This window comes from Yersinia ruckeri ATCC 29473, assembly GCF_000754815.1.
In the GTDB taxonomy this organism is placed as follows: Bacteria; Pseudomonadota; Gammaproteobacteria; order Enterobacterales; family Enterobacteriaceae; genus Yersinia; species Yersinia ruckeri.
Genome location: NZ_KN150747.1, coordinates 2,106,318 through 2,133,022, shown reverse-complemented (window position 1 = coordinate 2,133,022; position 26,705 = coordinate 2,106,318). Strand labels below are relative to the sequence as shown.

Below are 26,705 nucleotides of genomic sequence, written 5' to 3'. Positions count from 1 at the left end.
GCTTTGCAGCTAAACTACCGTATAGGGGCGAAACATCCACCCCCAGTCATTACTCGCCTTTTGCAGCTTTGAACGCTTCAGCCATCGCGTTAGAGAAGTTGCTTTCTTCTGGCTTACTGTTAACAGTAGCGATTGCATCTTTCTCGTCAGCTTCGTCTTTCGCACGAACAGACAGGCTAATTACGCGGTTTTTACGGTCAACGCCAGTATATTTGGCTTCAACTTCATCACCTACGTTCAGTACCAGAGTTGCATCTTCAACGCGATCACGAGTTGCTTCAGAAGCACGCAGGTAACCTTCTACGCCGCCTGCCAATTCAACTGTAGCACCTTTAGCGTCAACAGCAGTTACTTTACCAGTAACAATAGCACCTTTCTTGTTCATAGACAGGTAGTTATTGAACGGGTCTTCTGCCAGTTGTTTCACGCCCAGGGAGATACGCTCGCGCTCTGCATCAACTTGCAGAACAACAGCTGCGATTTCGTCGCCTTTCTTGTATTCACGAACGGCTTCTTCGCCTGCAACGTTCCAGGAGATGTCAGACAAGTGAACCAGGCCGTCGATGCCGCCGTCCAGGCCGATGAAGATACCGAAGTCAGTGATAGACTTGATTTTACCTTCAACGCGGTCGTTTTTGTTGTGAGTTTCTGCAAACAGCTGCCATGGGTTAGATTTGCACTGTTTCAGGCCCAGAGAGATACGACGACGTTCTTCATCGATGTCCAGAACCATAACTTCCACTACGTCGCCTACATTAACAACTTTAGACGGGTGAATGTTTTTGTTGGTCCAATCCATTTCAGAAACGTGTACCAAACCTTCAACGCCTTCTTCGATTTCTACGAAGCAGCCGTAATCAGTCAGGTTGGTTACACGGCCAGTCAGCTTGGTGCCTTCTGGGTAACGTTTAGCGATAGCAACCCATGGATCTTCGCCCAGCTGTTTCAAGCCCAGGGATACACGAGTACGTTCGCGGTCGAACTTCAGCACTTTAACAGTGATTTCGTCGCCCACATTGACGATTTCGCTTGGGTGCTTAACGCGTTTCCAAGCCATATCAGTAATGTGCAGCAAGCCATCAACGCCGCCCAGATCAACGAATGCACCGTAGTCAGTCAGGTTCTTAACGATACCCTTAACTTCCATGCCTTCTTGCAGATTTTCCAGCAGTTGATCACGTTCTGCGCTGTTCTCGGATTCGATAACGGCACGACGGGAAACAACGACGTTGTTACGTTTCTGATCCAGCTTGATGACTTTGAACTCAAGCTCTTTGCCTTCCAGATGCAGAGTATCGCGAACTGGACGCACATCAACCAGAGAACCTGGCAGGAACGCACGGATGCCGTTCAGTTCGACTGTGAAGCCGCCCTTCACTTTGCCGTTGATCACGCCAATAACGGTTGCAGCAACTTCGAAAGCTTTTTCCAGAGTCAGCCATGCTTCGTGACGCTTAGCTTTCTCACGGGACAGCTGGGTTTCACCGAAGCCATCTTCAACAGCGTCCAGTGCAACGTCAACTTCGTCGCCAACTTGAATTTCCAGTTCGCCTTGCGCGTTCTTGAACTGTTCTACTGGAATTGCTGACTCAGATTTAAGACCGGCGTCAACCAGTACGATATCTTTATCGATAGAAACAACAACACCACGGACGATAGAGCCCGGACGTGTTTCAATTGTTTTCAGGGATTCTTCAAAGAGTTGAGCAAAAGATTCTGTCATGTTAATAATCTTCAGGATTCTTAAGTTTAACGTCCATCGGGCATCCTGCCTAATGGGGTTGTTTCACATGCCTCACCTTCCATCCGTGGCAGTAAGGTTAATTTGCCCTTTAATAACAAGTTATTCGGGGCTTGGTTCTTGCTACGCTGACGTTATTAACACGACGGCAACGCTAAAACTTTTTGGGCATACGCCAGCGCTTTTTCAATAACCTGCTCAATGGACATACTGGTTGAGTCCAGTATTAAAGCATCAGCTGCGGGTACCAATGGCGCTATAGACCGATTACGATCGCGATCATCTCGCTCCTGTATCTCGGCTAAAAGACGTTCAAAGTTAACATTAAAGCCCTTTTCCTGCAACTGTAGCATGCGTCTGTGTGCGCGTTCTTCCGAACTGGCATCAAGAAATATCTTCACCGGCGCATCGGGAAATACAACCGTTCCCATATCTCTACCATCAGCAATCAGCCCCGGAGCTTCACGGAATGCACGTTGCCGACGTAGCAGCGCTTCACGGACTCGCGGGAACGCAGCAGCCTGAGAAGCCGTATTACCTACATTTTCTGTGCGGATGGCGTTACTGACATCCTCACCTTCAAGAATAACGCGTAATTCACCATTTTGTGCGACAAAACGAACATCGAGATGGGCGGCAAGTGGAACCAATGCCTCTTCGGTGCTGATGTCGACCTGATGGTGTATCGCTGCCAAGGCTAAAACCCGGTAAATCGCACCAGAATCCAGTAAACGCCAGTTCAGCGTTTCTGCCAGTGCTTTACAAAGCGTGCCTTTGCCTGCACCACTAGGCCCATCAACGGTTATCACCGGGGCTATTACCGTCATTTATCTCTCCTTTCGGTAGGCAAAACCTCTTGTCTACCCAAGCGGGCAAACACAGGTGCGACATTATACGCCGCATCTGCGAGAACTGTTACCCTACAAGGTTCAGTTGCTCAAAATAAAAGCACACCCTGTTTAATCAGTGTAGAAGAGGTTTATACCTCGCGCTGAGAATATTCATAAAATTGATAACTGAGTGTCTAAAGGTATCCGCGAATAAACCTCACTCATCATTCAGCCAAGGTATTACGCCAGCACACTTAAACGAGCAAGTTGCTCGAAATAGTCCGGGAAGGTTTTGGCCGTGCATTTTGGATCGAGAATAGTCACTGGCGTATCAGATAACGCCACCAGCGAGAAGCACATCGCCATCCGGTGATCGTTATAAGTACCAATTTCCGCCGCGATCAGGTGCGCAGGTGGGACGACACGAATATAATCTTGGCCTTCTTCCACTTCTGCGCCAACTTTTCTAAGTTCGGTCGCCATTGCCGATAAACGGTCAGTCTCTTTTACTCGCCAGTTATAGATATTGCGAATAATGGTCGGCCCTTTGGCAAACAGCGCGGCAGTGGCAATGGTCATGGCCGCATCGGGAATATGGTTCATATCCATATCGATACCGCGCAGCTCACCACGGCTGCATTCGATATAGTCATCGCCCCAATGGATGATGGCGCCCATTTTTTCCAGTACATCAGCAAATTTGGTATCGCCCTGAACGCTTTTCTTACCAATGCCAGTCACGCGAACCGTTCCGCCTTTGATTGCTGCTGCGGCGAGAAAATAAGACGCAGAGGAAGCATCCCCCTCCACCAGATACTCACCCGGTGAATGGTAGGTTTGCCCCCCCTGAATATGGAATACTTGGTAATTTTGGTGTGTCACTTCAACACCAAAACTGCGCATCAGATGCAGGGTAATATCAATATACGGCCTGGACACCAGATCGCCCTGAATACGGATATGCGTGTCCTGTGTTGCCAGTGGTGCCGCCATCAGCAACGCGGTCAGGAACTGGCTGGAGACACTGCCGTCCACCGTCAGTTCACCACCGCGGAAACCGCCGCGAATACGCAATGGCGGATAATTTTCCTGTTCCAGATAATCAATCTGTGCGCCGCCCTGACGCAAAGCGTCAACCAAATGACCGATCGGGCGCTCTTTCATCCGCTCTTCGCCGGTCAGCACGATATCACTGTTCCCCAAGCACAGTGCCGCCGCCAATGGGCGCATGGCCGTGCCAGCATTGCCGAGGAATAATTCCAGCGTTTTGTCTGCGACCAGTGGCCCACCCAAACCGTCAACGTCACATTGGGTACGATCAGCAGACAAACGGTAATTGACACCCAGCGATTTCAGCGCATTGAGCATATGGCGAATGTCATCACTGTCTAGCAGGTTGTGTAACCGGGTTGTCCCCTCAGCCAAGGCTGCCAAAAGTAAAGCACGGTTGGACACACTTTTCGAGCCAGGAAGGTTCACGGTGCCATTGATCAGCGCGATGGGTTGTAACGTCAGGGATTCCAGCATGGGAAAAACACTCTCCAGTCTTTTATTCATCAACAACCCCGGACATGCCGGGGTTATTTTAAGGCGTAGTAAACAGGGTTAGGACATTAACTTTAGCGTTAAGCGTGACGACGCTCAAAATCAGCCATAAAGTCGGTCAGCGCTTTAACGCCGTCTATTGGCATGGCATTATAGATCGACGCGCGCATCCCACCGGCAACCCGGTGACCTTTCAAAGCTTCCAGTCCTTGAGCTTCGGCTTCGCTCAGGAACACCTCATCCAGCGCCGGATTGGCCAATTGGAACGGAATATTCATCCACGAACGATAGGCAGGAGCCACTTGGTTACAATAGAAATCACTACTGTCTATAGCCGCATATAACAACTCAGCCTTCGCACGGTTGCGTTTTTCCATTTCGACCAAACCACCCTGCTCTTTCAGCCACTTGAATACCATACCGGAAAGGTACCAGGCAAAGGTCGGCGGGGTATTGAACATCGAGTCATTTTTTGCCAATACCTGATAATCCAAGATAGAAGGCAAGTCCTGATGTGCTTTCCCCAACAGATCTTCACGTACGATAACCAGCGTCACCCCAGCCGGTCCGATATTTTTCTGCGCACCCGCATAAATCACGCCATAGCGACTGACATCAATCGGACGTGAAAGGATCGATGAGGAAAAATCGGCGACGACAATTTTGTTACCAAAATCAGGTTCTTCATGGATAGCTACGCCATCAATGGTTTCGTTGGGGCAATAGTGAACATAAGCGGCGTTATCGTTCAGCGCCCACTGATTCATCGGCAAAACACCCGTCTGACCATCAATTTTTGTTTTAATATCAATTACATTTGGCGTGCAAAATTTTAGCGCTTCGGTAATGGCGCTATGTGCCCAATAGCCGCCATCAATATAATCAGCGTGGGTGTTGTCACCCAGTAAATTTTGTGGGACAGCCGCAAATTGCGCGCGAGCGCCGCCGTGGCAGAACAAGACTTTGTAATTATCTGGAATATTTAACAGATCCCGCAGATCCTGTTCGGACTCTTTGGCTACCTGAATAAACTCTTCGCTGCGATGGCTGATCTCCATCACCGATGAGCCTAAACCATGCCAATTACACAATTCCTGTTGTGCGCGACGCAATACTTCCACTGGTAGCATTGCCGGGCCAGCGCTAAAATTGTAAACCTGTGTCATTTCCCCTCACCGCTTTCACTGAGATAATTATCGTTTTAACCCATACCTCGGTTTTATCATTCGCATCCAACGGCTGCAACGCTTATTCATCCAAGAAAACGAAAGTGTCTCGCACAGTGACCATCGTCCCTGTGATATTTAGCCTCTTGTGCAGAATTAATCACCGAAAATCAGCCACCCATGACCCGGTAACGTGATAGATGACTGAATTTTCCCATTAGGTGCTACGGATGCAGGTTTACAGTTCGCTTTGAGCGCTGAATATCTATCAGAAAGGGGAATTGGGGGCAGGCAACTGCCCCCGGCAAATCCAATGTTCGACTTAGTGAGTCAGGAACATTTGTTGGATTTCTTGCGGATTTTTAGTTTGCGTCAGAGCCAATTGCAGCAAGACTCTGGATTTTTGCGGGTTGAGCAAGCCAGAAGCGACAAAGCCGTATTTAGCATCATCAACTTCGGCATCTTGCGTGGTAGAGCCCGTTGGCACGCGGGAAGAGCGGACTACCGCAACACCGTTATGAGCAGCGCTAGCCAGCGTGTCGAAAATGCTGTGATACATATTGCCATTACCCACACCGGCACTGACGATGCCTTGATAACCATCGGCAATAAAGGCTTTAGCTGGCAGATCTGAGGCATTTGCATAGTTATACACAATACCGACCTTCGGTAAGTTAGTCAGTTTACTCACATCGAAAGATGTCTTTTTATGTTTGCTGGCTTGCAGATAACTCACCTTGCCATCGTGGATCAAACCAACGGTGCCGGTGTTTGGTGCCTGGAAGGTTTGTACCGATGTAGTGTTGGTTTTGGTCACATCACGCGCATCCAGAATGATATCGTTCATCGCGACCAGTACACCACGTTTGGCCGACTGCGGATCACTGGCAATTACCACTGCGTTATACAGATTCAGTGGGCCATCGGCACCCATTGCGGTGGCTGGGCGCATTGCCCCCACCACCACGACAGGTTTTTCACACTGAACTGTAAGGTCGAGGAAATAAGCTGTCTCTTCCAGAGTATCTGTACCGTGGGTAATGACGAAGCCATCAGTTTTTGCGCAATCAGCATTAATTTTCTTCGCCAGTTTCAACCAGACATCATCATTCATGTCTTGCGAACCGATATTAACCAGTTGCTCACCCTGCACATTGGCAATATTTTTAATTTCCGGTACTGCATTAACCAAGGCGTCTACACCGATTTTTCCTGCGGTATAATTGGATTTTGTTGCCGAATCACCACCACCAGCAATAGTCCCACCAGTAGCTAATAACGTAATATTCGGTATGGCGAAAGCCGAACCGCTAATTCCTGCCAAAACCCCTGCCAACACGGTTAATTTTAAAGACTTCATTTGTAACTTCCCTTTTTTATAAAAAATGAATTATCCGGTATATCCATATAAAAACTGTGACATTTATTGTGCTTTAGGAATTCGTGGAGCTATCGGCCAAAACCCCGTATGATTGCGCGTTTTTAGTACGGTCAAAAAGTGAAGAACATGACGCAAACTTTTATCCCTGGCAAAGACGCTGCGCTGGAAGACTCCATCTCCCGTTTTCAGCAAAAATTGAGCGACCTCGGTTTTAATATCGAAGAAGCCTCCTGGCTCAATCCGGTTCCTCATGTTTGGTCAGTGCATATCCGTGACCGCGACTGTCCGTTGTGTTTTACCAACGGCAAAGGCGCAAGTAAGAAAGCCGCACTGGCCTCCGCTCTGGGTGAATATTTTGAGCGTTTATCAACTAATTATTTCTTCGCTGATTTTTATCTAGGTAAAAAAATCGCCAATGGCGAATTCGTTCATTACCCGAATGAGAAGTGGTTCCCTATTCCTGCTGATGGCTCCTTGCCACAAGGCATTTTGGATGCCCGTCTACATGATTTTTATAATCCGGATCACGAGCTGGATGCCAACGACCTGGTGGATTTACAGTCAGGCAACGGAGAACGTGGGATTTGCTCCCTGCCATTCACCCGTCAGTCTGATCTGAAAACAGTATATATTCCTATGAATATTATAGGAAACCTTTATGTTTCAAATGGTATGTCTGCAGGGAACACCGCCAATGAAGCGCGGGTGCAAGGTTTGTCGGAGGTTTTCGAGCGTTATGTGAAAAACCGCATTATTGCCGAGTCCATCAGCCTGCCAGAAATCCCGCTAGAAGTGCTGAATCGCTATCCTGGCGTGGTTGAAGCCATTGCAAAACTGGAAGAGGAAGGTTTCCCTATCCTTTCTTATGATGCCTCTTTGGGCGGCACATACCCGGTTATCTGTGTGGTGTTGTTCAATCCGGCCAATGGGACCTGTTTTGCTTCGTTCGGCGCGCACCCAGATTTTGGCGTCGCTCTTGAGCGTACCGTTACCGAGCTGCTGCAAGGCCGTAGTCTGAAAGATCTGGACGTTTTCACCGCCCCGACTTTTGATGACGAAGAAGTGGCTGAGCATACTAATCTAGAAACCCACTTTATCGATTCCAGCGGTTTAATCAGTTGGGATATGTTCAAACAGGATGCGGACTATCCGTTCGTCGATTGGAACTTCAGCGACACCACCGAAGAAGAATTCGCCACGCTGATGGCGATCTTCCAACAGGAAAATGCTGAAGTGTATATCGCGGATTACGAGCATTTGGGCGTTTACGCCTGCCGTATTCTGGTACCGGGCATGTCTGACATCTATCCGGCTGAAGATCTGCTGATGGCGAACAACACGATGGGGATGCATCTGCGGGAAACGCTGCTGTCATTACCCGATAGTGACTGGAAGCCAGAAGAGTATCTGGCGCTTATCGAACGACTGGATGATGAAGGTCTGGATGATTTTGCCCGAGTACGTGAACTGCTCGGTATTGCCTCCGGTAAAGACAACGGTTGGTATACCCTGCGGGTTGGTGAGTTGAAATCGATGCTGGCGCTGGCGGGTGGTGACCTGGAGCAGGCATTGATCTGGGTAGAATGGACACAGGATTTCAACGCCTCGGTATTGACTCCCAAACAAGCAAATTATTACCGTTGCCTACAGACCTTGCTGTTATTGACGCAAGAGCCAGAACGCGATCCAGTCCAATATCACGCTGCTTTTATGAAAATGTACGGTCAAGATGCCGTTGATGCCGCATCGGCTGTATTGTGTGGTGAAGAGCGGTTCTATGGCCTGTTTAGCGTTGACGCTGATTTGAAAGCCTTACCGGCCCACCAGGCGTTACTGGGGGCTTATGAAAAACTGCAAGTCGCCAAACGTCGCTATTGGAAGAAAACGGTATAACGCGCGTTTTTACACGTTTGCGTTTTATCTGACACCCACGGCGATCCTAACGGATCGCTGTTTTTATCGATTCAGCTTAACTCGCTATTTAGCTTCCCTGCAGCATTGATCATTTAACTACAGAAATTCCCAACGATTAATTTAATTTTATGGTAAAAAGATCAACCGACTCTTTTGTTTAAAATCGCATTTTTAGGCAAGCAAAATTCAGTCAAACAGCAGCCTCAGTGCGGAAGTAAAAAAATAGTTAATTTTTAATAACCGCGTTGGTGTGAATAATCTACAAATAGCGCTATTTGTTAACCTTTTCCTGTCCATTCCGGATACGTAATCAAAAAAATTTGCAAATCTTAAAATATTTTTTCTTCTTTACTTTCATAATGATAAGTGAATTATCCCTGTGTTTTATAGGTATTTATAGCCAACTAAAGTCGCCCCTTATGATCCACGTCAATTTTCACGCTATACTGCTTTGCTAGTATCTCGTTGTGCTTTATTAACCCTAAAGAGAGAGTTAGTGTGAAAGCTGACAACCCCTTCGATGCATTACTACCCGCGGCAATGGCGAAAGTAGCCGAGGATGCCGGTGTCTACAAAGCCACTAAACATCCGATAAAAACTTTCTATTTGGCAATTACCGCAGGCGTATTTATTTCAATCGCTTTCGTTTTTTATATTACGGCGACCACCGGAACTGCTGCTGTCCCTTTTGGCTTGGCAAAACTGGTTGGTGGTATCTGCTTTTCACTGGGTTTGATGTTGGTTGTGGTATGCGGCGGTGATTTATTCACTTCAACCGTATTAACTACCGTAGCCAAAGCCAGCGGCCGCATTACCTGGCGTCAATTGGCCGCTAATTGGGCTAATGTGTATATCGGCAACCTGGTGGGTGCATTATTCTTTGTTGGCCTTATCTGGTTTGCCGGTCAATATATGGTGGCCAATGGTCAATGGGGCATGAATGTTCTGCAAACTGCAGATCACAAATTGCACCATACTTTTATTCAAGCGGTATGTTTGGGCATTTTGGCTAACCTGATGGTGTGTTTAGCGGTATGGATGAGTTACTCCGGCCGTACCATTATGGACAAAATGTTCGCGATGATTCTACCGGTCGGCATGTTTGTCGCCAGCGGATTCGAGCATAGCATCGCTAATATGTTTATGATTCCTATGGGTATTGTGATTAAAAATTTCGCATCGCCTGAGTTTTGGCAAGCCGTAGGAGCAACACCTGAGCAATTTGCTAATCTGACCGTAAGTAACTTTGTTATCGATAACCTTATTCCTGTAACCATTGGTAACATCATTGGTGGCGGATTATTGGTAGGGTTAACTTATTGGGTCATTTATCTGCGCGGTGACCAGCAACACTAAAGTGTGGCCGCTACGTCTGGTTTACGAAGAAATTCACATTAAAAGGTAGATGCATTATGACCGAACTTAATGAAAAATTGGCCAACGCATGGCAAGGTTTTACCGAGGGTGACTGGCAGAACGCAGTAAACGTTCGTGACTTCATCCAGAAGAACTACACCCCGTACGAAGGTGACGAATCCTTCCTTGCTGGCTCTACCAAAGCGACTGACTCGCTGTGGGCAAAGGTCATGGAAGGCATCAAACTGGAAAACCGCACTCATGCGCCAGTTGATTTCGATACCGACGTCGTAGCAACTATCATTTCCCACGATGCTGGTTACATTAGCAAAGATTTGGAAACCATCGTTGGTTTGCAGACTGAAGCACCATTGAAACGCGCCCTGATTCCATTCGGCGGCATCAAAATGGTTGACAACTCTTGCAAAGTTTACGGTCGTGAGCTGGATCCGCAACTGAAAAAAGTATTCACCGAATACCGCAAAACCCATAACCAGGGCGTATTCGATGTTTACACTAAAGACATTCTGAACTGCCGTAAGTCAGGTATCCTGACTGGTTTGCCCGATGCCTATGGCCGTGGCCGTATCATCGGTGACTACCGTCGCGTAGCCGTGTACGGTATCGACTTCCTGATGAAAGACAAACTGGCTCAGTTCAATTCTCTGCAATCTCGTCTGGAAAACGGCGAAGATCTGGAGATGACTATCCAATTGCGCGAAGAAATTGCTGAACAGCATCGTGCTCTGGCCCAGATCAAAGAAATGGCGGCCAAATACGGCTGCGATATCTCCGGTCCTGCAACTAACGCCCGTGAAGCAGTACAGTGGACTTACTTCGGCTACCTGGCCGCAGTGAAATCCCAGAACGGTGCTGCCATGTCCTTCGGTCGCGTGTCTACCTTCCTTGACGTGTACATTGAACGCGACATGAAAGCCGGCAAACTGACCGAAATCGAAGCGCAAGAGTTGATTGACCATCTGGTAATGAAACTGCGTATGGTTCGCTTCCTGCGTACCCCTGAATACGATGAGCTGTTCTCTGGTGACCCAATCTGGGCAACCGAGTCTCTGGCTGGTATGGGCGTTGATGGCCGTACTCTGGTGACCAAAACCAGTTTCCGCTTCCTGAACACGCTGTACACCATGGGGCCTTCTCCAGAGCCGAACATGACCATTCTGTGGTCTGAGAAACTGCCTTTGAACTTCAAGAAGTTCGCAGCGAAAGTTTCTATCGATACCTCATCTGTACAGTATGAAAACGATGATTTGATGCGTCCTGACTTCAACAACGATGACTATGCCATCGCCTGTTGCGTTAGCCCGATGATCGTCGGTAAGCAAATGCAGTTCTTCGGTGCCCGTGCCAACCTGGCGAAAACCATGTTGTACGCAATCAACGGCGGCGTTGATGAAAAACTGAAAATTCAGGTAGGCCCGAAAGAAGCCCCAATGATGGATGATGTGCTGGACTATGACAAAGTCATGGAACGCATGGATCACTTTATGGATTGGTTGGCTAAACAATACGTGACTTCGCTGAACATCATTCACTACATGCATGACAAGTACAGCTACGAAGCTGCGCTGATGGCTCTGCATGACCGTGATGTGTATCGCACCATGGCTTGTGGTATCGCCGGTCTGTCCGTTGCTGCCGATTCCCTGTCTGCGATCAAATACGCGAAAGTCTCAACTATTCGTGATGAAGATGGTTTGGCTGTCGATTTCAACATCGAAGGCGAATATCCACAATTCGGTAACAACGATTCTCGCGTAGATGATATTGCCTGTGACTTGGTTGAGCGCTTCATGAAGAAAATTCAGAAGCTGCGTACCTACCGTAACGCGGTACCGACTCAATCCGTTCTGACTATTACCTCTAACGTGGTTTATGGTAAGAAAACCGGTAATACTCCAGACGGTCGTCGCGCTGGCGCACCATTTGGCCCAGGCGCTAACCCAATGCACGGTCGTGACCAGAAAGGTGCTGTTGCCTCTCTGACTTCGGTTGCCAAACTGCCGTTTGCCTATGCGAAAGATGGTATCTCTTATACCTTCTCTATCGTACCAAACGCTTTGGGTAAAGATGATGAAGTGCGTAAAGCTAACCTGGCGGGTCTGATGGATGGTTACTTCCATCACGAAGCGTCCATCGAAGGTGGTCAACACCTGAACGTGAACGTGATGAACCGTGAAATGCTGTTAGACGCGATGGAAAACCCGGAGAAATATCCGCAGTTGACTATCCGTGTATCCGGTTACGCTGTTCGCTTCAACGCCTTGACCAAAGAACAACAGCAGGATGTGATTACTCGTACTTTCACCCAGTCGATTTAATCTCCTGCCTACGTAAAATGGCATATACGCAAAGAACCTGGGATGACAGGCCGGTAGCCAACAAACGAACCCCGATGAACTGACTCAGGTCAGTGATTCGGGCAAGTAAACGTAGCGCCCTCTGTTGCTTCAAGTCCTAAGGGTATAAACTTAAAGGCTCCACGACTGTGGGGCCTTTACTTATCAAAACCATCAGTCTTTATCAGCCACAGCACGACGTACTGGCCAGAAAGTCTGTTTTGCCAGCCATCTCCCTCGCGTGGGTGTCCGGCAAAACAGTTTTATCCGACATCATGTCGGCAGCAGTAGTGCCAACTCACTATGTGATCGCCCGAATCACTGAGTTGCCAAGGGCGCCCCTTCTCTTCTGCTTTGTCGACATGATGTTGTTTTCGACTGCCATTGATCGGTCAATTTGGAGAACCCCTGCAATGTCTGTACTTGGTCGCATTCACTCATTCGAATCCTGTGGCACCGTTGATGGCCCTGGTATTCGATTTATCGTTTTCTTCCAGGGTTGCCTCATGCGTTGCCTGTACTGTCACAACCGTGATACCTGGGATACCCACGGCGGTAAAGAGGTCACCGTTGAGGAGTTGGTTAAGGAAGCCGTGACCTATCGCCACTTTATGAATGCATCCGGCGGTGGAGTAACCGCATCCGGCGGTGAAGCTATTTTGCAGGCTGAATTTGTGCGTGACTGGTTCCGTGCCTGCCACAAAGAAGGCATTCACACTTGTCTGGATACCAACGGTTTTGTGCGTCGTTATGACCCAGTGATTGATGAACTGTTGGACGAAACCGATCTGGTGATGCTGGATTTGAAACAAATGGATGACGCCATCCACCAGAATCTGGTGGGTGTATCCAATCACCGTACGCTGGAATTTGCCCGCTATCTGGCCAAACGTAACCAAAAAACCTGGATTCGCTATGTGGTGGTTCCGGGTTGGTCAGATGACGATAAATCCGCCCATATGCTGGGCGAATTCACTCAGAATATGACTAACATCGAGAAAATCGAATTACTGCCTTATCATGAGTTAGGCAAGCATAAATGGGTAGCCATGGGCGAAGAATATAAACTGGACGGCGTTAAGCCACCATCCAAGGAAATTATGGATCGAGTGAAAGGTATACTGGAAAGTTACGGTCACAAAGTGATTTACTGACTTATCGTTTATTCTGCCAGTCGGAATTTCGCAACCGGCTGGCAGAGAGCGTTACACCGCTGCAAAAGGCGTATGTTGTTGATCCGGTTTTTTCAGCAGCATCATCAGATAGACCAAGGCCACTGCCGCGATCATCACAAATAATAAATTGTCGGAAAAATGCTGCATCAACATTGACGTCATCGTTGGCCCAGCCAAACTCCCCATCGTGTAACTCATTAATAATGCCTGATTCATGGCGACCAACTCATCGGAACTGGCTTTTTCACACGCCCACGCCATAGCCACTGGATAGAGCGTAAAACCGGCCGCACCAAGAATAAACAGCGCTGGAGCCATAGCTGCGTGACTCAGCATGGCAACACTACCCAGAATCACCACAAAGACCTGAATACGCAGTACTAGCAGACGACCATAGCGATCAGCCATGCGTCCTACTGGCCATTGTCCAATAATGCCCGAGCTCACCAGCAGCGCCATCCACCATCCCACGTTGGCATCACTCATCCCTTGATGGGATAAATATAGTGGCATCAACCCGTAGAGCGAACCCAGCACAATACCTGAGATAATGCAGCCGTTGATCCCCAACCGGGCGCTACGGCGCTTAAACATCGGCCAAACCTTCACATGAGTGGTTTCAGCCGATTGATTGGCGAAGTGAGCAAACAACAATGGCAACATGGCAGTAATCACTAATGCACTAACCCACGGGATCACGCTGACCAACTGCGTTGAAACCAGACCTAATAGCAGTTGACCGCCGACGGTACCCAAATAGTAGACTGTCATATAAGCAGCCAAAAGCTGACCGCGATTAGTGGGTGTTCCACTCCGCAATAAGGCGCTTTCAACAATCACCCAAATCAGCGCGCAAGCCACACCGGCAAAAAAGCGCCAACTGAGCCAACTCCAAAAGTCCACTGATAGCATGAGTCCGCAGGTAGCGACGGCAAACAACAGGCAGGAATAGTGGTAGCTACGATTAAAGCCGCACAGTTGAATAAGACGTCCTGCAATCAGAGTTCCCGCCAAATTCCCGCTGAAATAAGACGAACTGACTATACCCACTTGCCATACTGGTAGAGTCTGATGTGTAAGCCAAAGTGGTACTAATGTATTTAATACCGCGATTGAAACTGTAAATAGCAAAAGCCCACAGAGCAGTAATAGCACTGGGCGAGTGTATGCGGACATAATGGAACGAGGACCGTTGGCGCGATAAAAAGTGAGCGCATCATGCCACTGGCGATAAAAAAGTCAATGATCCTGAGGGATGCAATAGCACGATATGCTACCGAAGTTTATCAATGCGTATAAATTAAAAAACAAGAATCGATATCAACATCGCTTCTCCTTGATCTACAAGGTAATAACCGAAAAATATTGGTCTGACATGGAACAGTCACATTTTTCTGAAGACATAAAAAAGCCTCGTATTTCGAGGCTTTTTACCATCTAACGAGTGAAAACTATGGCTTAACCGCCGATAAATTCCAAGCCGCCCATATATGAACGCAACACTTCTGGCACTTTAATTCGACCATCAGCCTGCTGATAGTTTTCCAGTACGGCGACCAAAGTACGGCCAACCGCCAGACCAGAACCATTCAAGGTATGAACCAGACGTGGTTTATTATCGGTTTTGCTGCGGCAGCGAGCTTGCATACGGCGCGACTGGAAATCCCACATGTTGGAGCATGAAGAGATTTCACGGTAGGTATTCTGCGCAGGCAGCCACACTTCCAGATCGTAGGTTTTACGTGAACCGAATCCCATATCGCCAGTACACAGCAACATTTTACGATAAGGCAATCCCAGCAATTGCAGCACTTTCTCTGCATGCCCAGTCAGTTCTTCCAGAGCTTCTGTGGAATCTTCCGGACGCACGATTTGTACCAGTTCAACTTTGTCGAACTGGTGCATACGAATCAAACCACGAGTGTCACGGCCATAAGAACCGGCTTCAGAGCGGAAGCACGGAGTATGGGCAGTCATCTTCAATGGCAGGGATTCTTCTTCCAGAATCTCGTCTCGCACCAAGTTGGTAACCGGGACTTCGGCGGTTGGAATCAGCGCATAGTTGCTGCTGGCTGATTCTTCATCCAGTGGTTTGGTATGGAACAGGTCGCCACCGAACTTAGGTAATTGCCCAGTACCATACAGCGTTGCATGGTTAACCAGATAAGGGACGTAAGTTTCCAGATAACCGTGCTTTTCGGTATGCAAATCCAACATGAACTGCGCCAATGCGCGATGCATGCGAGCAATTTGCCCTTTCATCACGACAAAACGTGCACCGGTCAGTTTGACGCCAGCAGCGAAATCCAGACCAGCGGCCATTTCCCCCAGAGACACATGATCACGAACGTCGAAATCATACTGCTGCGGTTGACCCCAGCGGCTCACTTCCAGGTTATCGTTTTCATCTTTACCTATCGGCACCGAATCGTCTGGCAAGTTAGGAATAGAAAGCGCCAAATCACGGATTTCGTTTTGCAGCGTTTCCAGTTCCGCTTTAGCGGCATCCAACTTGTCACCCAGCGTATTGACTTCAAGACGCAATGGCTCGATATCTTCACCACGAGCTTTTGCCGCACCGATCATTTTCGATCGCGAATTACGCTCTGCTTGCAGACTTTCTGTTTCAGTTTGTAAAACCTTGCGGCGGGCTTCTTGCGCGCGCAATGTATCAACATCCAGTTTAAAACCTCTGCGAGCAAGTTTTTCTGCGACTGCGTCTAGCTCATTGCGCAGCATATTGGGATCGAGCATGCTAGTCCTGTGCTTGTAGTTAAAAATAAAAGATTGTTAGAAGGAATCTTACTGGCGTAAACAGAGTAACTCACCGCTTACCAAGTAGTTATAAAGATAACCTTACCGCAATGACCCGGCTAGCGGTAGCGTTTTATCGGGCTATTTTGATCCTGCTCAGCCAACCATGCCAGCTTTTCACCAATTTTGCCCTCAAGACCGCGAGAAGTCGGCAAATAGTAGCGGGTTGCCGCCATTTCAGGTGGAAAATAGTTCTCTCCCGCCGCATAAGCATTGTGCTCATCATGAGCGTAGCGATACTCGGCTCCCAACCCCATTTCTTTCATTAGTTTGGTTGGCGCATTGCGTAAATGCTCCGGCACGTCAAAATCCGGCATTTCACGCGCATCGTGCATTGCCGCTTTAAAGGCGGTGTAAACCGCATTACTTTTCGGTGCACAGGCCAGATAAACAATGGCTTGGGCGATTGCCCGCTCACCTTCAGCTGGCCCAACGCGGGTAAAACAATCCCAGGCGGAAATGGCCACTTGCATCGCCCGTGGATCGGCATTCCCGACGTCTTCAGAAGCAATGGCCAGCAGACGACGCGCAACGTACAGTGGATCGCCGCCAGCGGTAATGATGCGCGCGTACCAATACAGTGCAGCATCCGGCGCTGATCCCCGCACCGATTTATGCAACGCTGAAATCAGATCGTAATAACGGTCGCCTTTATTATCAAAGCGGGCGCTGCGCTCGCCTGAAACCTCTTTTAACAGCTCCGGCGTTAGAACACGGACACCGCTGGCATCAACTTCAGCCATGTCTGCCATCATTTCCAGGCTGTTAAGCGCACGACGAGCGTCACCACCGACCAGTTCCGACATCATGCGACGAGTTTCATCCAACAGTTTGATATTCTGCCCGCCCAACCCTCGGGGACTATCAAACATCGCCTGATCGATGACTTTTTCGATATCCGCCGCCGTTAAGGCTTTTAGCAGATAAACCCGCGCCCGTGAAAGCAAGGCTGAATTCAGTTCAAAAGAGGGATTTTCGGTGGTCGCGCCGATAAATGTGATAGTGCCATCTTCAATATGCGGTAAAAAAGCATCCTGCTGGCTTTTGTTAAACCGATGAACTTCATCAACAAACAGAATGGTGCGTCGCCCTGCATCGCGATTTTGCCGCGCTCGTTCGATTGCCTCACGGATCTCTTTGATCCCGGAAGTGACGGCAGAAATTCGCTCAACATCAGCCTGCCCATAGCGGCCAATAATTTCAGCCAATGTGGTTTTACCGGTCCCCGGCGGCCCCCACAGGATCATCGAATGCAGTTGTCCCGCTTCGATAGCCCGTGGCAAAGGCTTGCCCGGAGCCAGCAAATGCTGCTGGCCAATATACTCAGCCAATGTTAATGGCCGCATTCGCGCGGCCAAAGGCTGAAATTCATTTTGAGAAAAATCGAGAGACAGGTTACTCACTGATACCTCACTGGCGCTGGTCGTCCAGCGTCACTCCCTGCGGCGGAGTAAACTTAAACTTGCTGGCATCGGCTGAACTGTTTTGCTGGCCTTTCAGTACGTATGCACTGCGTTGACCGTCCTGTTCGATCGCGGTGAAGCCTTTGATTGTACCGCTTGGCGTAACGCTGATGGCGAACTGCTTAAGATTTCCGCTTGCCGCTTTTGGCGTCAACTCGAAATCATCGCCCTTTTGTTTTACGTTATATTGTTTCCAGTCTTCCGGGTTGTTGCGTGTGATCAACATAAATGGCGTATTACCCGTGGCGTTCTTCAGCCAGGTTGCCGTTGCTTGCTCCACGAAAGGGTTGTAGAACCAGAGCGTTTCACCATCAGAAATCAGTATGCTTTCGTCTGGTGAAGTCATATGCCAGTTAAATAAATTCGGGCGTTTCACCCACAACTCCCCTTCACCTTCCTGAACCGCCGCGCCATCAGAGCTGGTGACACTTTGCGAGAACTTCGCGTGGAAACTGTTAACTTTACTCAGTCGGCCTTGTAAATCCTGGTTGGCATCAGCCAAAGCAGAGGCAGAAATCATACTAGAGAGCAAACAGCAGGCAACGAGCAGTTTTTTCATTATTCCAAACACCTTTTAAATGCTATTACCCCGGCAACCATTGTCACAGGGACCGTATTCAATACTGAACTATCCGTACTCTAGCCAAAGACAATGACTCAGCGATAGCTCAATAGTCTGATAAATAGAGCGGTTTACGCTTCTTTGCACAAGGGCCGCGATGCGGCCCTTTATAACGTGATGATCCGATCATTGGCATGGTTTATTCGTGAGGTGGCGGAGCCAAAACTTCACGATTACCATTATGCCCTTGTGGACTAACAATTTGCTGTGCTTCCATTTGTTCGATAATACGAGCAGCCCGGTTATAACCGATACGGAATTGACGTTGAACCCCGGAAATTGAGGCTCGGCGTTTTTCCAGCACAAAACTGACCGCCTGATCGAATAGTGGATCCAGATCTTCATCGCTGTCTAACCCAAAGGCACCGGACTCACTGTCATCATTACCGTTCAGAATGCTTTCAATATACTGCGGACGCCCACGGGCTTTCCAGTCATTGACCACCGCATGTACTTCCTGATCGCGCACAAAGGCTCCGTGTACACGTACCGGTATCGATGAGTTTGGTGCCATATACAGCATATCCCCCATCCCAAGCAGTGATTCAGCGCCGCCCTGGTCCAGAATGGTGCGGGAGTCGATTTTACTCGAGACAGTGAAGGCAATGCGAGTTGGAATATTGGCTTTAATCAAACCAGTGATGACATCAACCGAAGGCCGCTGAGTAGCCAATACCAGATGGATACCTGCGGCACGCGCTTTTTGCGCCAAACGGGCGATCAGCTCTTCCACTTTTTTACCGACAGTCATCATCAAATCGGCAAATTCATCCACCAGCACCACAATATATGGCAGTTTCACCAACATCGGCGGTTCGATATCCATGCCATCGCCCGGTTTCCAGAACGGATCTGGAATCGGTCGGCCCATCGCTTCTGCCTGAGCCACACGTTCGTTGTAACCTGCAAGGTTACGGACACCAAGTGCTGACATCAGCTTATAGCGACGTTCCATCTCCCCCACACACCAGCGCAATGCATTGGCAGCATCCTTCATATCAGTAACCACTTCGGTTAACAGATGAGGAATGCCTTCATACACTGACAGTTCCAGCATTTTCGGGTCGATCATGATAAAGCGCACTTCGTCTGGTGTGGCTTTATACAAGATACTGATAATCATGGCATTGACGCCGACCGATTTACCCGAACCGGTCGTACCAGCAACCAGCAAATGCGGCATTTTAGCTAAATCGGCTACCACTGGCTGCCCTGAGATATCTTTCCCCAGAACAATTGCCAGTGGTGACGGATTATCACGGAATTTGGCACAATCGAGCACTTCCCGCAGATAAACCGTCTGGCGATGCTTATTCGGCAATTCCAGACCAACATAAGGTTTACCGGGAATAACCTCAACAACGCGCACCGCGATGGCCGAAAGTGAACGCGCCAAATCGCGGGACAAGTTAGAAATTCTCGATGCCTTAACGCCGGGAGCTAAATCCAGTTCAAAACGAGTAATAACCGGCCCTGGTGAAATACCCACCACTTCAGCCTTAACGCGATAGTCGCCAAGACGAGCCTCAACCAAGCGGGCGGTCTGTTCCAACGCAAACATATCGACAGGCTCTTCCTCTTCTGGCGGTGAGGTCAGTAGATCCAGCGTTGGCAGCGGCGTGGTCGGCTTTTGCAATGGTTGATCGTTACGCATCAGGAATGGGTGAATCAGGCTATCCATCGCCACTACCGGCTGGTGAACGGGCTGTGGTGCAGCCGACGTTTGCGGTGCTGTTGCCGCACCAGTTGATGCCGCAGGCTGTTGATAACCCGGAGCAATCGGCTGGTGATAAACTGGCTCCGTCGGTTGTTGATAAGCCGGGGCAACCGGTTGTGGTTCTGACTCTGGCTGTGTGACTTGGATGTCTACAGGCGACAGTGTGAATAAGGGTTCACGCGGCGAATCATCGACCAAATCAGCAACCGGTGAGAAAGTGAAGGCATTATGTGTATCAATCGGTCGGTTATCCTGAACGATCACAGATTCCACCTCAGGCTGAATGCCATACCGATTCTGTTGCTGCGCAGCGAAAGCTTGACGCAGTTCAGCTTCTTGTAATGCCTGCTCGTCCTCCGGTTGATAAGACGGTTCAACCGCCAGCCCTGATTCTACTGCATAGTTTTCGCCATAGCGCTGATTCTGTTGGTCTGCGAAGGCCTTACGCAATATCGCCTGTTGCAGCGCTTCCTCATCCTGCTGAGCTTCTTCACTTTGCGGTAATGCTGGCGAAACTTCATCCTGCTGCGCACGTTGCGCTTGTTCTGCCATCCGTTGGGAAGGCAGCTTAATACCATAGGATGCCATTTCGCGACGGGTAGGAATTCGCACTGGATTTGGCCGTGGTAATTCAGGGCCAATACCTTGTTTAACCTGCGAGTTGCTATCACTGATGGCAGTAAATGCAGGCATAAAGGTCGTACCCGCTGCAGCCACAGCCCCCAGCGTCGGATTGGTCACGCTGGCAGAAACACCGAAAGCGGCAGTGGCCGCGCCCGTGCCAAGCGCAGCGCTTCCTGGATTAAGATAAGCCGTTGGTTCTACCTGGTCGCTATGTCCTTGGGCGGCACTGAAATCAAACGGCGAAGCCGCAGATTCGTGAGGTCGTTCCCATGCGCCCAACTGAGGCTCATGTTTCTCGACTTGCAGCGTGGAAGTCGGTTGAGTTGGTGCCGGGGTATCCTCTGGAATCTCAAAGGAATACAACGGTGGCGTAGTCGTATTGACTGTCATCGGCGATACACTGTGACCAGCCGCCTGCGCCGGAGCAGCAACTGGCGTAGTTTCTGCCGTCGCCCATGCGGGATATGCGGGTTGGTCGCCATCGTCCGTCGCGCGTAATGAACTTAATAACGGATCATACTCTTCTACAGCGACCACGGGAGTGGATACGGCATCTGCACGCTCTTCATGTGTTTCTGCCAGGATGTCGACGACCGACGGAGCAGAGAACAACACATCGTCATCATCTGCACTGGCCGCAGCGGTCGCGGATAATGCAGAAGTCGCCGCGATAGCAACCGCTGGCGGGTGTTCTCTCTCAGTCACCGCGTCCGAGACCAAAACATCATCTTCATCATCGAGATAACGTTCTTCACGGCGGGAGCGATTAGTCAGGAAAGCCAGAGAGCCTAGCACCACACCGCCGATTTTTTCAGCGATAACCAACCATGACCAGCCGGTAAACAGGGTCAGTCCCACAGCCCAGATGCATAACAAGGTTAATGTTGCACCTACGCCGTTGAACCACGGCAACATGGCGTTACTGAACAGACTGCCAATGACGCCGCCGGAGGCAAAGTAATAGATATCATCAACATTAAGTGCAGCCAGCCCGCATGAAGTCAAAATCAATGCCAGTGAACCAATCAGGCGAAGGGATAGACTAAAGTAATCAAGATGATCGTGGCTTTCACGCTGCCGGAACGCCGCCCAGCACAGCATCACCATAATAGGTGGAATAACATAAGCCAACACACCAAAGGTGAAGAATAATGTATCAGCCATCCAGGCACCGACACCGCCTCCCCAATTATGGATAGGTTCGTGCCATGCGGTTTGTGACCAGCTTGGATCGGAGGGATTGAAACTCACCAGCGCAGCCATTAGGTACGCTGCCAAAATAGTTACCACAATCAGCACGGCTTCCAGCATACGACGACCGTTACTGAGTTTTTTCAGGGTAACTTCTTTATCTTCTGTATATTCCTGGCTCAAGAAAGGCTCTCCAGGTTCCTGTGAATTGGTATAGCAACAACGCCGAGAACCCTTCTCGGCGCTGAAACTGTATGAATAAACAGGAGTGTAACCAAATTACTCAGGTTTTGCACCTGCCCGTTTATCGCGTCTTGATCACAAGACGGTTGCTTTGTTTGACTTCTTCCATCACTACGTAAGTACGGGTGTCATTCACGCCCGGCAGACGCAGCAAGGTTTCGCCAAGCAATTTACGATAGGCAGACATATCTGGCACTCGGGTTTTCAGCAAATAGTCAAAATCACCGGAAACCAGATGACACTCTTGAATTTCATCAAGTTTTTGCACTGCGGTGTTAAATTGCTCAAACACATCTGGCGCACCACGATTCAGAGTAATCTCAACCACGACCAGCAATGCAGCATCCAGATATTGAGGATTAAGCAGAGCGGTATAACCTTGAATGAAATCTTGACGCTCTAAACGGCGAACCCGCTCCAGACAAGGCGTAGGCGATAATCCTACTCGTTTTGACAGCTCTACGTTAGAGATTCGACCATCCTTTTGAAGTTCATTCAGGATGTTACGGTCAATACGGTCAAGCTCCTTCCCCGGGCGTTTTTTATTGTCTATCATCTCATTGTCTCTCTTAATTTCCTTGAATCCGTTACATGCCCTAACCGGAAGTCGGTGTTATGAGCCTGCCACAGACAAAGACCCACAGCCTGTTTTTATGCAAATATATCAACACGTTTATCACTCACACCTTGTCTGTCCAATCGCATGCGAGGTACTCGATGATTATTAGCGTCCCGAAAGAGATGAAAACATCCAGGCCCCCGTTGACATTGATTTCAGCGAGGCTGAGAAAATATCGCGTGTAGCCACCCAGCATTAATCGAAAATATTCCAGGATTTTCGATTGGCACCAGCGATGCCAATTCTAAAGTCATGGCACGCAGATAATTTCTTCTTCCTAGGATGTTTTCGCAAATGTACAGCCGATTGTCAAAGTAAAAGAAGTTAAATCAGTAGAACGTGCCAGATAAAAAATCTTACCCGCACATTTTTCCCCCATTGTTACTCTTTTTTGTTCACCGAAAAATCAGACGAAAAAAGTCGCTGGTACCGCGTTAAACAACATACTGGGCTGCATATTTCGTGGGAACTCAGCAAAAACCGGCGATTCCGGCGATACGCCAGATAGAAATACAACCAGAATGACTGACTGACCCAAGATGATTTTTTCCTAACTGCTTATTCTTAATACATTTCGCAGAAAAAATAGTTATCACCTATCAAACAAATCGCTAACAACATTTTTGTACGCTTTTTTTACGTCCATATTTTCCCTACAATCGCTGACATTGTCCGCCAATAATGTAGTAAAGAGGTATTCATGAACACGGCTAAACACAGCAAATTAATTATTCTTGGTTCAGGTCCGGCGGGTTACACCGCAGCAGTTTATGCTGCGCGCGCCAACCTGAAACCCGTTTTGATTACCGGTATGGAAAAAGGCGGTCAGCTCACCACCACCACTGAAGTTGAAAACTGGCCCGGTGATCCAGAAGGTCTGACTGGCCCAGCACTGATGGAACGCATGCATGAACATGCGGCAAAATTCCAGACCGACATCATTTTCGACCATATTCAGAAAGTTGACCTGCAACAGCGTCCATTCCGTTTGGTGGGTGACAGTGAAGAATATACCTGTGACGCGCTGATTATCGCCACGGGTGCCTCTGCCCGTTATTTAGGGTTGGAATCTGAAGAAGCGTTTAAAGGCAAAGGGGTTTCTGCCTGCGCAACCTGCGATGGATTTTTCTATCGTGGTCAGAAAGTCGCGGTTGTCGGTGGCGGCAATACCGCCGTGGAAGAAGCGTTGTATCTGGCTAATATCGCCGAAGAAGTGCATTTAATCCATCGTCGTGAAACTTTCCGTTCAGAGAAAATTCTGATCGACCGTTTGATGGAAAAAGTGGCCAACGGTAATATCGTGCTGCACACCAACCGCACTCTGGACGAAGTATTAGGCGACCAAATGGGCGTGACCGGCGTGCGTTTAGGTTCGACCACAAACAACGAAACTCAAGAACTGGCGGTTGCTGGCGTATTCATTGCCATTGGACATAGCCCAAACACCGCTATCTTTGGCGATCAATTGGCGTTGGAAAACGGCTATATCAAAGTACAGTCCGGTATTCAGGGTAATGCCACCCAAACTTCTGTGCCTGGGGTCTTTGCTGCCGGGGATGTTATGGATCATATTTATCGTCAGGCCATTACCTCAGCAGGTACTGGCTGCATGGCGGCGCTGGATGCGGAACGTTATCTGGACGGTTTGGCAAACGATAAATAACTGCGTGGTTGCAAGATAACTCGTCTCTAGCATTTTTATCGGCCATTTTTACTGGCGGCTTAACCTCAGGTTGGCCGCCTTCTTATTTGTTATTATCCTCTCTTCATTATTTTCTGAATTAAGATGAACGAGGAAAGCGGTTTTTCACGCCAATAAAAAGTCAATATACAGTTGAGAGAAATAGAGGGGAACAGGCGGTTCGTTTATTCTATGTGATAACTTACATGTCGGTAATTTGTTATTTATTTGTAAATCATTCGTTTCGTTATTCTTTTGGCACTTGCCGAATATATATCAAGAATCCACGTTTTTTCTAATTGATAATCAAGGCGCTAAATCAAAAGTCTGCACTCTCGTCTTTTCTGCAACTCTCTTTAAAACCTCGTTTCTCCCCTTATTTGTTTTCACAAGGTGCTATGACGCGGTAACATTAGATTTCGTTGGTTTATCCCCAACCAGGAGTAGACATCTAATGATAATTTTATCATCCATTTTCCTGCGCAGAATAATTGCCTGATGAATAAAACAAGACAATATGAATTGATTCGTTGGCTGAAAAAACAAAGCGCGCCTGCGCAACGTTGGCTCCGCCTTTCCATGCTGCTGGGTTTGCTCAGTGGGCTGTTGATTATTGCGCAAGCCTGGTTATTAGCCGGATTACTGCAAGCCCTGATTATGGAGCATATCCCGCGAGATACCTTGGTTACCGATTTTGGGTTGCTGGCAGGTACTTTCGCTCTGCGCGCCGTTATCAGCGGGTTACGTGAACGCGTCGGTTTTATTTGTGGGATGAAGATTCGCCTGCAAATCCGCAAAATGGTGTTGGATAAGCTGGAGCAGCTCGGTCCATCCTGGGTAAAAGGCAAACCTGCCGGTAGTTGGGCGACCATTATTCTTGAGCAAATTGAAGATATGCAGGATTACTATTCCCGCTATCTACCGCAGATGTACTTGGCAGGTCTGATTCCGTTGTTGATTCTGATTGCCGTATTCCCGATTAACTGGGCTGCTGGGCTGATTCTGTTTGTCACCGCTCCGCTGATCCCGATATTTATGGCATTGGTCGGTTTGGGTGCCGCAGACGCCAATCGGCGCAACTTTGTCGCATTGGCACGTTTAAGTGGCAACTTCCTTGACCGGCTGCGCGGTCTGGATACGCTGCGCCTATTCAACCGCGCCAAAGCTGAAACTGACCAGATTCGCGATTCCTCCGAAGATTTTCGCAGCCGTACCATGGAAGTATTGCGGATGGCATTTCTCTCCTCCGCCGTACTGGAGTTCTTTGCCGCCATTTCCATCGCTGTCGTCGCGGTTTATTTTGGGTTTTCCTATCTTGGCGAACTGAACTTCGGCAGTTATGGCACTGGCGTGACGCTGTTTGCCGGTTTTTTGGTGCTTATTCTGGCTCCCGAGTTTTATCAACCGCTGCGAGATTTGGGCACCTTCTACCACGCTAAAGCTCAGGCGGTGGGTGCGGCGGAATCTCTGGTGACCTTTTTAAGCAGTGAAGGTGAGGCCATCGGTCAAGGCGATAAAATACTGCCGCCAGAGAAAACCGTGACTCTGGAAGCGACAGAGTTGGAGATCCTCGCACCCAACGGTACCCGCTTGGCTGGCCCGCTCAACTTCACTCTACTGCCCGGCCAACGCGTTGCCGTTGTCGGCCAAAGTGGTGCGGGGAAAAGTTCGTTACTCAACCTGCTATTGGGTTTCCTGCCCTATCGTGGTTCTTTGCAGGTTAATGGCATCGAACTGCGCGAACTGGCACCTCAGGCATGGCGCAGCCAGCTCAGTTGGGTGGGGCAGAATCCTCATTTGCCAGAGCAAACGCTGGCCGCCAATATTCTACTTAACCAGCCCGATGCCAGCGAACAACAGCTGAACAGCGCCATTGAGCGAGCTTATATCAATGAGTTTATTACTGATTTGCCTGATGGATTAGCCACTGAAATTGGCGACCACTCTGCCCGATTGTCTGTTGGGCAAGCGCAACGAGTTGCTGTGGCGCGTGCATTGCTAAATCCATGCCGATTGCTGCTCTTGGATGAGCCAACGGCCAGTCTCGATGCTCATAGTGAACAATTGGTGATGAAAGCGCTGAGCGATGCTTCGCGGGCACAAACTACCTTGCTGGTAACCCATCAGTTGGAAGATACGCTGGATTACGACCAAATATGGGTGATGGATCAGGGATTACTGGTTCAGCAAGGAAATTACGCCACCCTAAGTCAATCTGTCGGGCCGTTCGCCAGCCTGCTGTCGCATCGCAGTGAGGAACTTTGAT

At 48.9% G+C, this 26,705-nt stretch carries 16 protein-coding genes and 2 pseudogenes; 6 read left to right on the top strand and 12 right to left on the bottom strand.

Annotation, left to right across the window (positions count from 1 at the left end; genetic code table 11):
- Positions 1-49 precede the first annotated feature (49 nt).
- From rpsA to ansB, 5 genes are all read right to left on the bottom strand, one after another.
- Positions 50-1,723, bottom strand: a complete 1,674-nt coding sequence (rpsA, locus tag DJ39_RS09485) for a 30S ribosomal protein S1 (protein WP_004717363.1) — start codon at positions 1,721-1,723, stop codon at positions 50-52.
- A 155-nt stretch (positions 1,724-1,878) separates the two neighbouring features.
- On the bottom strand, positions 1,879-2,568 hold the full coding sequence (cmk, locus tag DJ39_RS09480; protein ID WP_004717361.1) for a (d)CMP kinase: 690 nt from the start codon (positions 2,566-2,568) through the stop codon (positions 1,879-1,881).
- Positions 2,569-2,811: 243 nt separating this feature from the next.
- Entirely contained in the window at positions 2,812-4,098 is a 1,287-nt protein-coding gene (gene aroA / locus DJ39_RS09475; RefSeq protein WP_038241524.1) for a 3-phosphoshikimate 1-carboxyvinyltransferase, read from the bottom strand.
- Positions 4,099-4,196: 98 nt separating this feature from the next.
- Complete coding sequence (gene serC / locus DJ39_RS09470) at positions 4,197-5,282, bottom strand: 3-phosphoserine/phosphohydroxythreonine transaminase (protein ID WP_004717357.1); 1,086 nt, start codon at positions 5,280-5,282, stop codon at positions 4,197-4,199.
- A gap of 322 nt (positions 5,283-5,604) precedes the next feature.
- Positions 5,605-6,642, bottom strand: coding sequence for an L-asparaginase 2 (gene ansB / locus DJ39_RS09465; protein WP_004717356.1), 1,038 nt, complete (start codon positions 6,640-6,642; stop codon positions 5,605-5,607).
- Positions 6,643-6,789: 147 nt separating this feature from the next.
- On the opposite strand from ansB, the gene ycaO reads away from it, so the two are divergent.
- The 4 genes from ycaO (at position 6,790) to pflA (ending at position 13,444) form a co-directional block, all read left to right on the top strand.
- A complete protein-coding gene (ycaO, locus tag DJ39_RS09460) occupies positions 6,790-8,556 on the top strand; it encodes a 30S ribosomal protein S12 methylthiotransferase accessory factor YcaO (protein WP_038251325.1) in 1,767 nt (588 codons plus the stop codon).
- Positions 8,557-9,075: 519 nt separating this feature from the next.
- Entirely contained in the window at positions 9,076-9,933 is an 858-nt protein-coding gene (focA, locus tag DJ39_RS09455; RefSeq protein ID WP_004717352.1) for a formate transporter FocA, read from the top strand.
- Between the two features lie 56 nt (positions 9,934-9,989).
- A complete protein-coding gene (gene pflB / locus DJ39_RS09450) occupies positions 9,990-12,272 on the top strand; it encodes a formate C-acetyltransferase (protein ID WP_004717350.1) in 2,283 nt (760 codons plus the stop codon).
- Between the two features lie 431 nt (positions 12,273-12,703).
- Positions 12,704-13,444 (top strand): pyruvate formate lyase 1-activating protein, encoded by a 741-nt coding sequence (gene pflA / locus DJ39_RS09445; protein WP_038241519.1) that lies wholly within the window; start codon positions 12,704-12,706, stop codon positions 13,442-13,444.
- A gap of 51 nt (positions 13,445-13,495) precedes the next feature.
- Here pflA and DJ39_RS09440 read toward each other — a convergent pair whose 3' ends face one another.
- The 7 genes and pseudogenes from DJ39_RS09440 to lrp all read right to left on the bottom strand — a co-directional run bounded on the left by DJ39_RS09440 (position 13,496) and on the right by lrp (position 22,695).
- A complete protein-coding gene (locus DJ39_RS09440) occupies positions 13,496-14,641 on the bottom strand; it encodes an MFS transporter (protein ID WP_038241517.1) in 1,146 nt (381 codons plus the stop codon).
- 282 nt (positions 14,642-14,923) lie between these two features.
- The gene (gene serS, locus DJ39_RS09435; protein WP_004717344.1) at positions 14,924-16,219 is read right to left on the bottom strand and encodes a serine--tRNA ligase; all 1,296 of its coding nucleotides are present in this window, start codon (positions 16,217-16,219) and stop codon (positions 14,924-14,926) included.
- 119 nt (positions 16,220-16,338) lie between these two features.
- Positions 16,339-17,682, bottom strand: coding sequence for a replication-associated recombination protein A (locus DJ39_RS09430; RefSeq protein ID WP_004717343.1), 1,344 nt, complete (start codon positions 17,680-17,682; stop codon positions 16,339-16,341).
- Positions 17,683-17,689: 7 nt separating this feature from the next.
- Positions 17,690-18,301 (bottom strand): outer membrane lipoprotein periplasmic chaperone LolA, encoded by a 612-nt coding sequence (lolA, locus tag DJ39_RS09425; RefSeq protein WP_004717341.1) that lies wholly within the window; start codon positions 18,299-18,301, stop codon positions 17,690-17,692.
- Positions 18,302-18,503: 202 nt separating this feature from the next.
- Positions 18,504-21,077: pseudogene (locus tag DJ39_RS09420) on the bottom strand (DNA translocase FtsK); the annotation flags it as partial.
- Between the two features lie 489 nt (positions 21,078-21,566).
- Positions 21,567-21,968, bottom strand: a pseudogene (locus tag DJ39_RS18455) (DNA translocase FtsK 4TM domain-containing protein); the annotation flags it as partial.
- Between the two features lie 232 nt (positions 21,969-22,200).
- Positions 22,201-22,695 carry a leucine-responsive transcriptional regulator Lrp gene (gene lrp / locus DJ39_RS09415; RefSeq protein WP_004717338.1) on the bottom strand — a complete coding sequence of 165 codons (495 nt, stop codon included), beginning with the start codon at positions 22,693-22,695 and terminating at the stop codon, positions 22,201-22,203.
- Positions 22,696-23,458: 763 nt separating this feature from the next.
- Here lrp and trxB point away from each other — a divergent pair.
- Together trxB and cydD are read left to right on the top strand one after the other, a co-directional pair.
- Positions 23,459-24,421, top strand: coding sequence for a thioredoxin-disulfide reductase (gene trxB, locus DJ39_RS09410; RefSeq protein ID WP_004717335.1), 963 nt, complete (start codon positions 23,459-23,461; stop codon positions 24,419-24,421).
- A 516-nt stretch (positions 24,422-24,937) separates the two neighbouring features.
- Complete coding sequence (gene cydD / locus DJ39_RS09405) at positions 24,938-26,704, top strand: heme ABC transporter permease/ATP-binding protein CydD (RefSeq protein ID WP_004717332.1); 1,767 nt, start codon at positions 24,938-24,940, stop codon at positions 26,702-26,704.
- Position 26,705 lies beyond the last annotated feature (1 nt).

Bases quoted from the DNA above. Each gene is read 5' to 3' on its own strand.
- rpsA (WP_004717363.1), bottom strand. From the start codon at position 1,723: ATGACAGAATCTTTTGCTCAACTCTTTGAAGAATCCCTGAAAACAATT.
- DJ39_RS09440 (WP_038241517.1), bottom strand. From the start codon at position 14,641: ATGTCCGCATACACTCGCCCAGTGCTATTACTGCTCTGTGGGCTTTTG.
- ansB (WP_004717356.1), bottom strand. From the start codon at position 6,642: ATGAAGTCTTTAAAATTAACCGTGTTGGCAGGGGTTTTGGCAGGAATT.
- lolA (WP_004717341.1), bottom strand. From the start codon at position 18,301: ATGAAAAAACTGCTCGTTGCCTGCTGTTTGCTCTCTAGTATGATTTCT.
- serC (WP_004717357.1), bottom strand. From the start codon at position 5,282: ATGACACAGGTTTACAATTTTAGCGCTGGCCCGGCAATGCTACCAGTG.
- ycaO (WP_038251325.1), top strand. From the start codon at position 6,790: ATGACGCAAACTTTTATCCCTGGCAAAGACGCTGCGCTGGAAGACTCC.
- aroA (WP_038241524.1), bottom strand. From the start codon at position 4,098: ATGCTGGAATCCCTGACGTTACAACCCATCGCGCTGATCAATGGCACC.
- pflB (WP_004717350.1), top strand. From the start codon at position 9,990: ATGACCGAACTTAATGAAAAATTGGCCAACGCATGGCAAGGTTTTACC.
- cydD (WP_004717332.1), top strand. From the start codon at position 24,938: ATGAATAAAACAAGACAATATGAATTGATTCGTTGGCTGAAAAAACAA.
- cmk (WP_004717361.1), bottom strand. From the start codon at position 2,568: ATGACGGTAATAGCCCCGGTGATAACCGTTGATGGGCCTAGTGGTGCA.
- serS (WP_004717344.1), bottom strand. From the start codon at position 16,219: ATGCTCGATCCCAATATGCTGCGCAATGAGCTAGACGCAGTCGCAGAA.
- trxB (WP_004717335.1), top strand. From the start codon at position 23,459: ATGAACACGGCTAAACACAGCAAATTAATTATTCTTGGTTCAGGTCCG.
- pflA (WP_038241519.1), top strand. From the start codon at position 12,704: ATGTCTGTACTTGGTCGCATTCACTCATTCGAATCCTGTGGCACCGTT.
- lrp (WP_004717338.1), bottom strand. From the start codon at position 22,695: ATGATAGACAATAAAAAACGCCCGGGGAAGGAGCTTGACCGTATTGAC.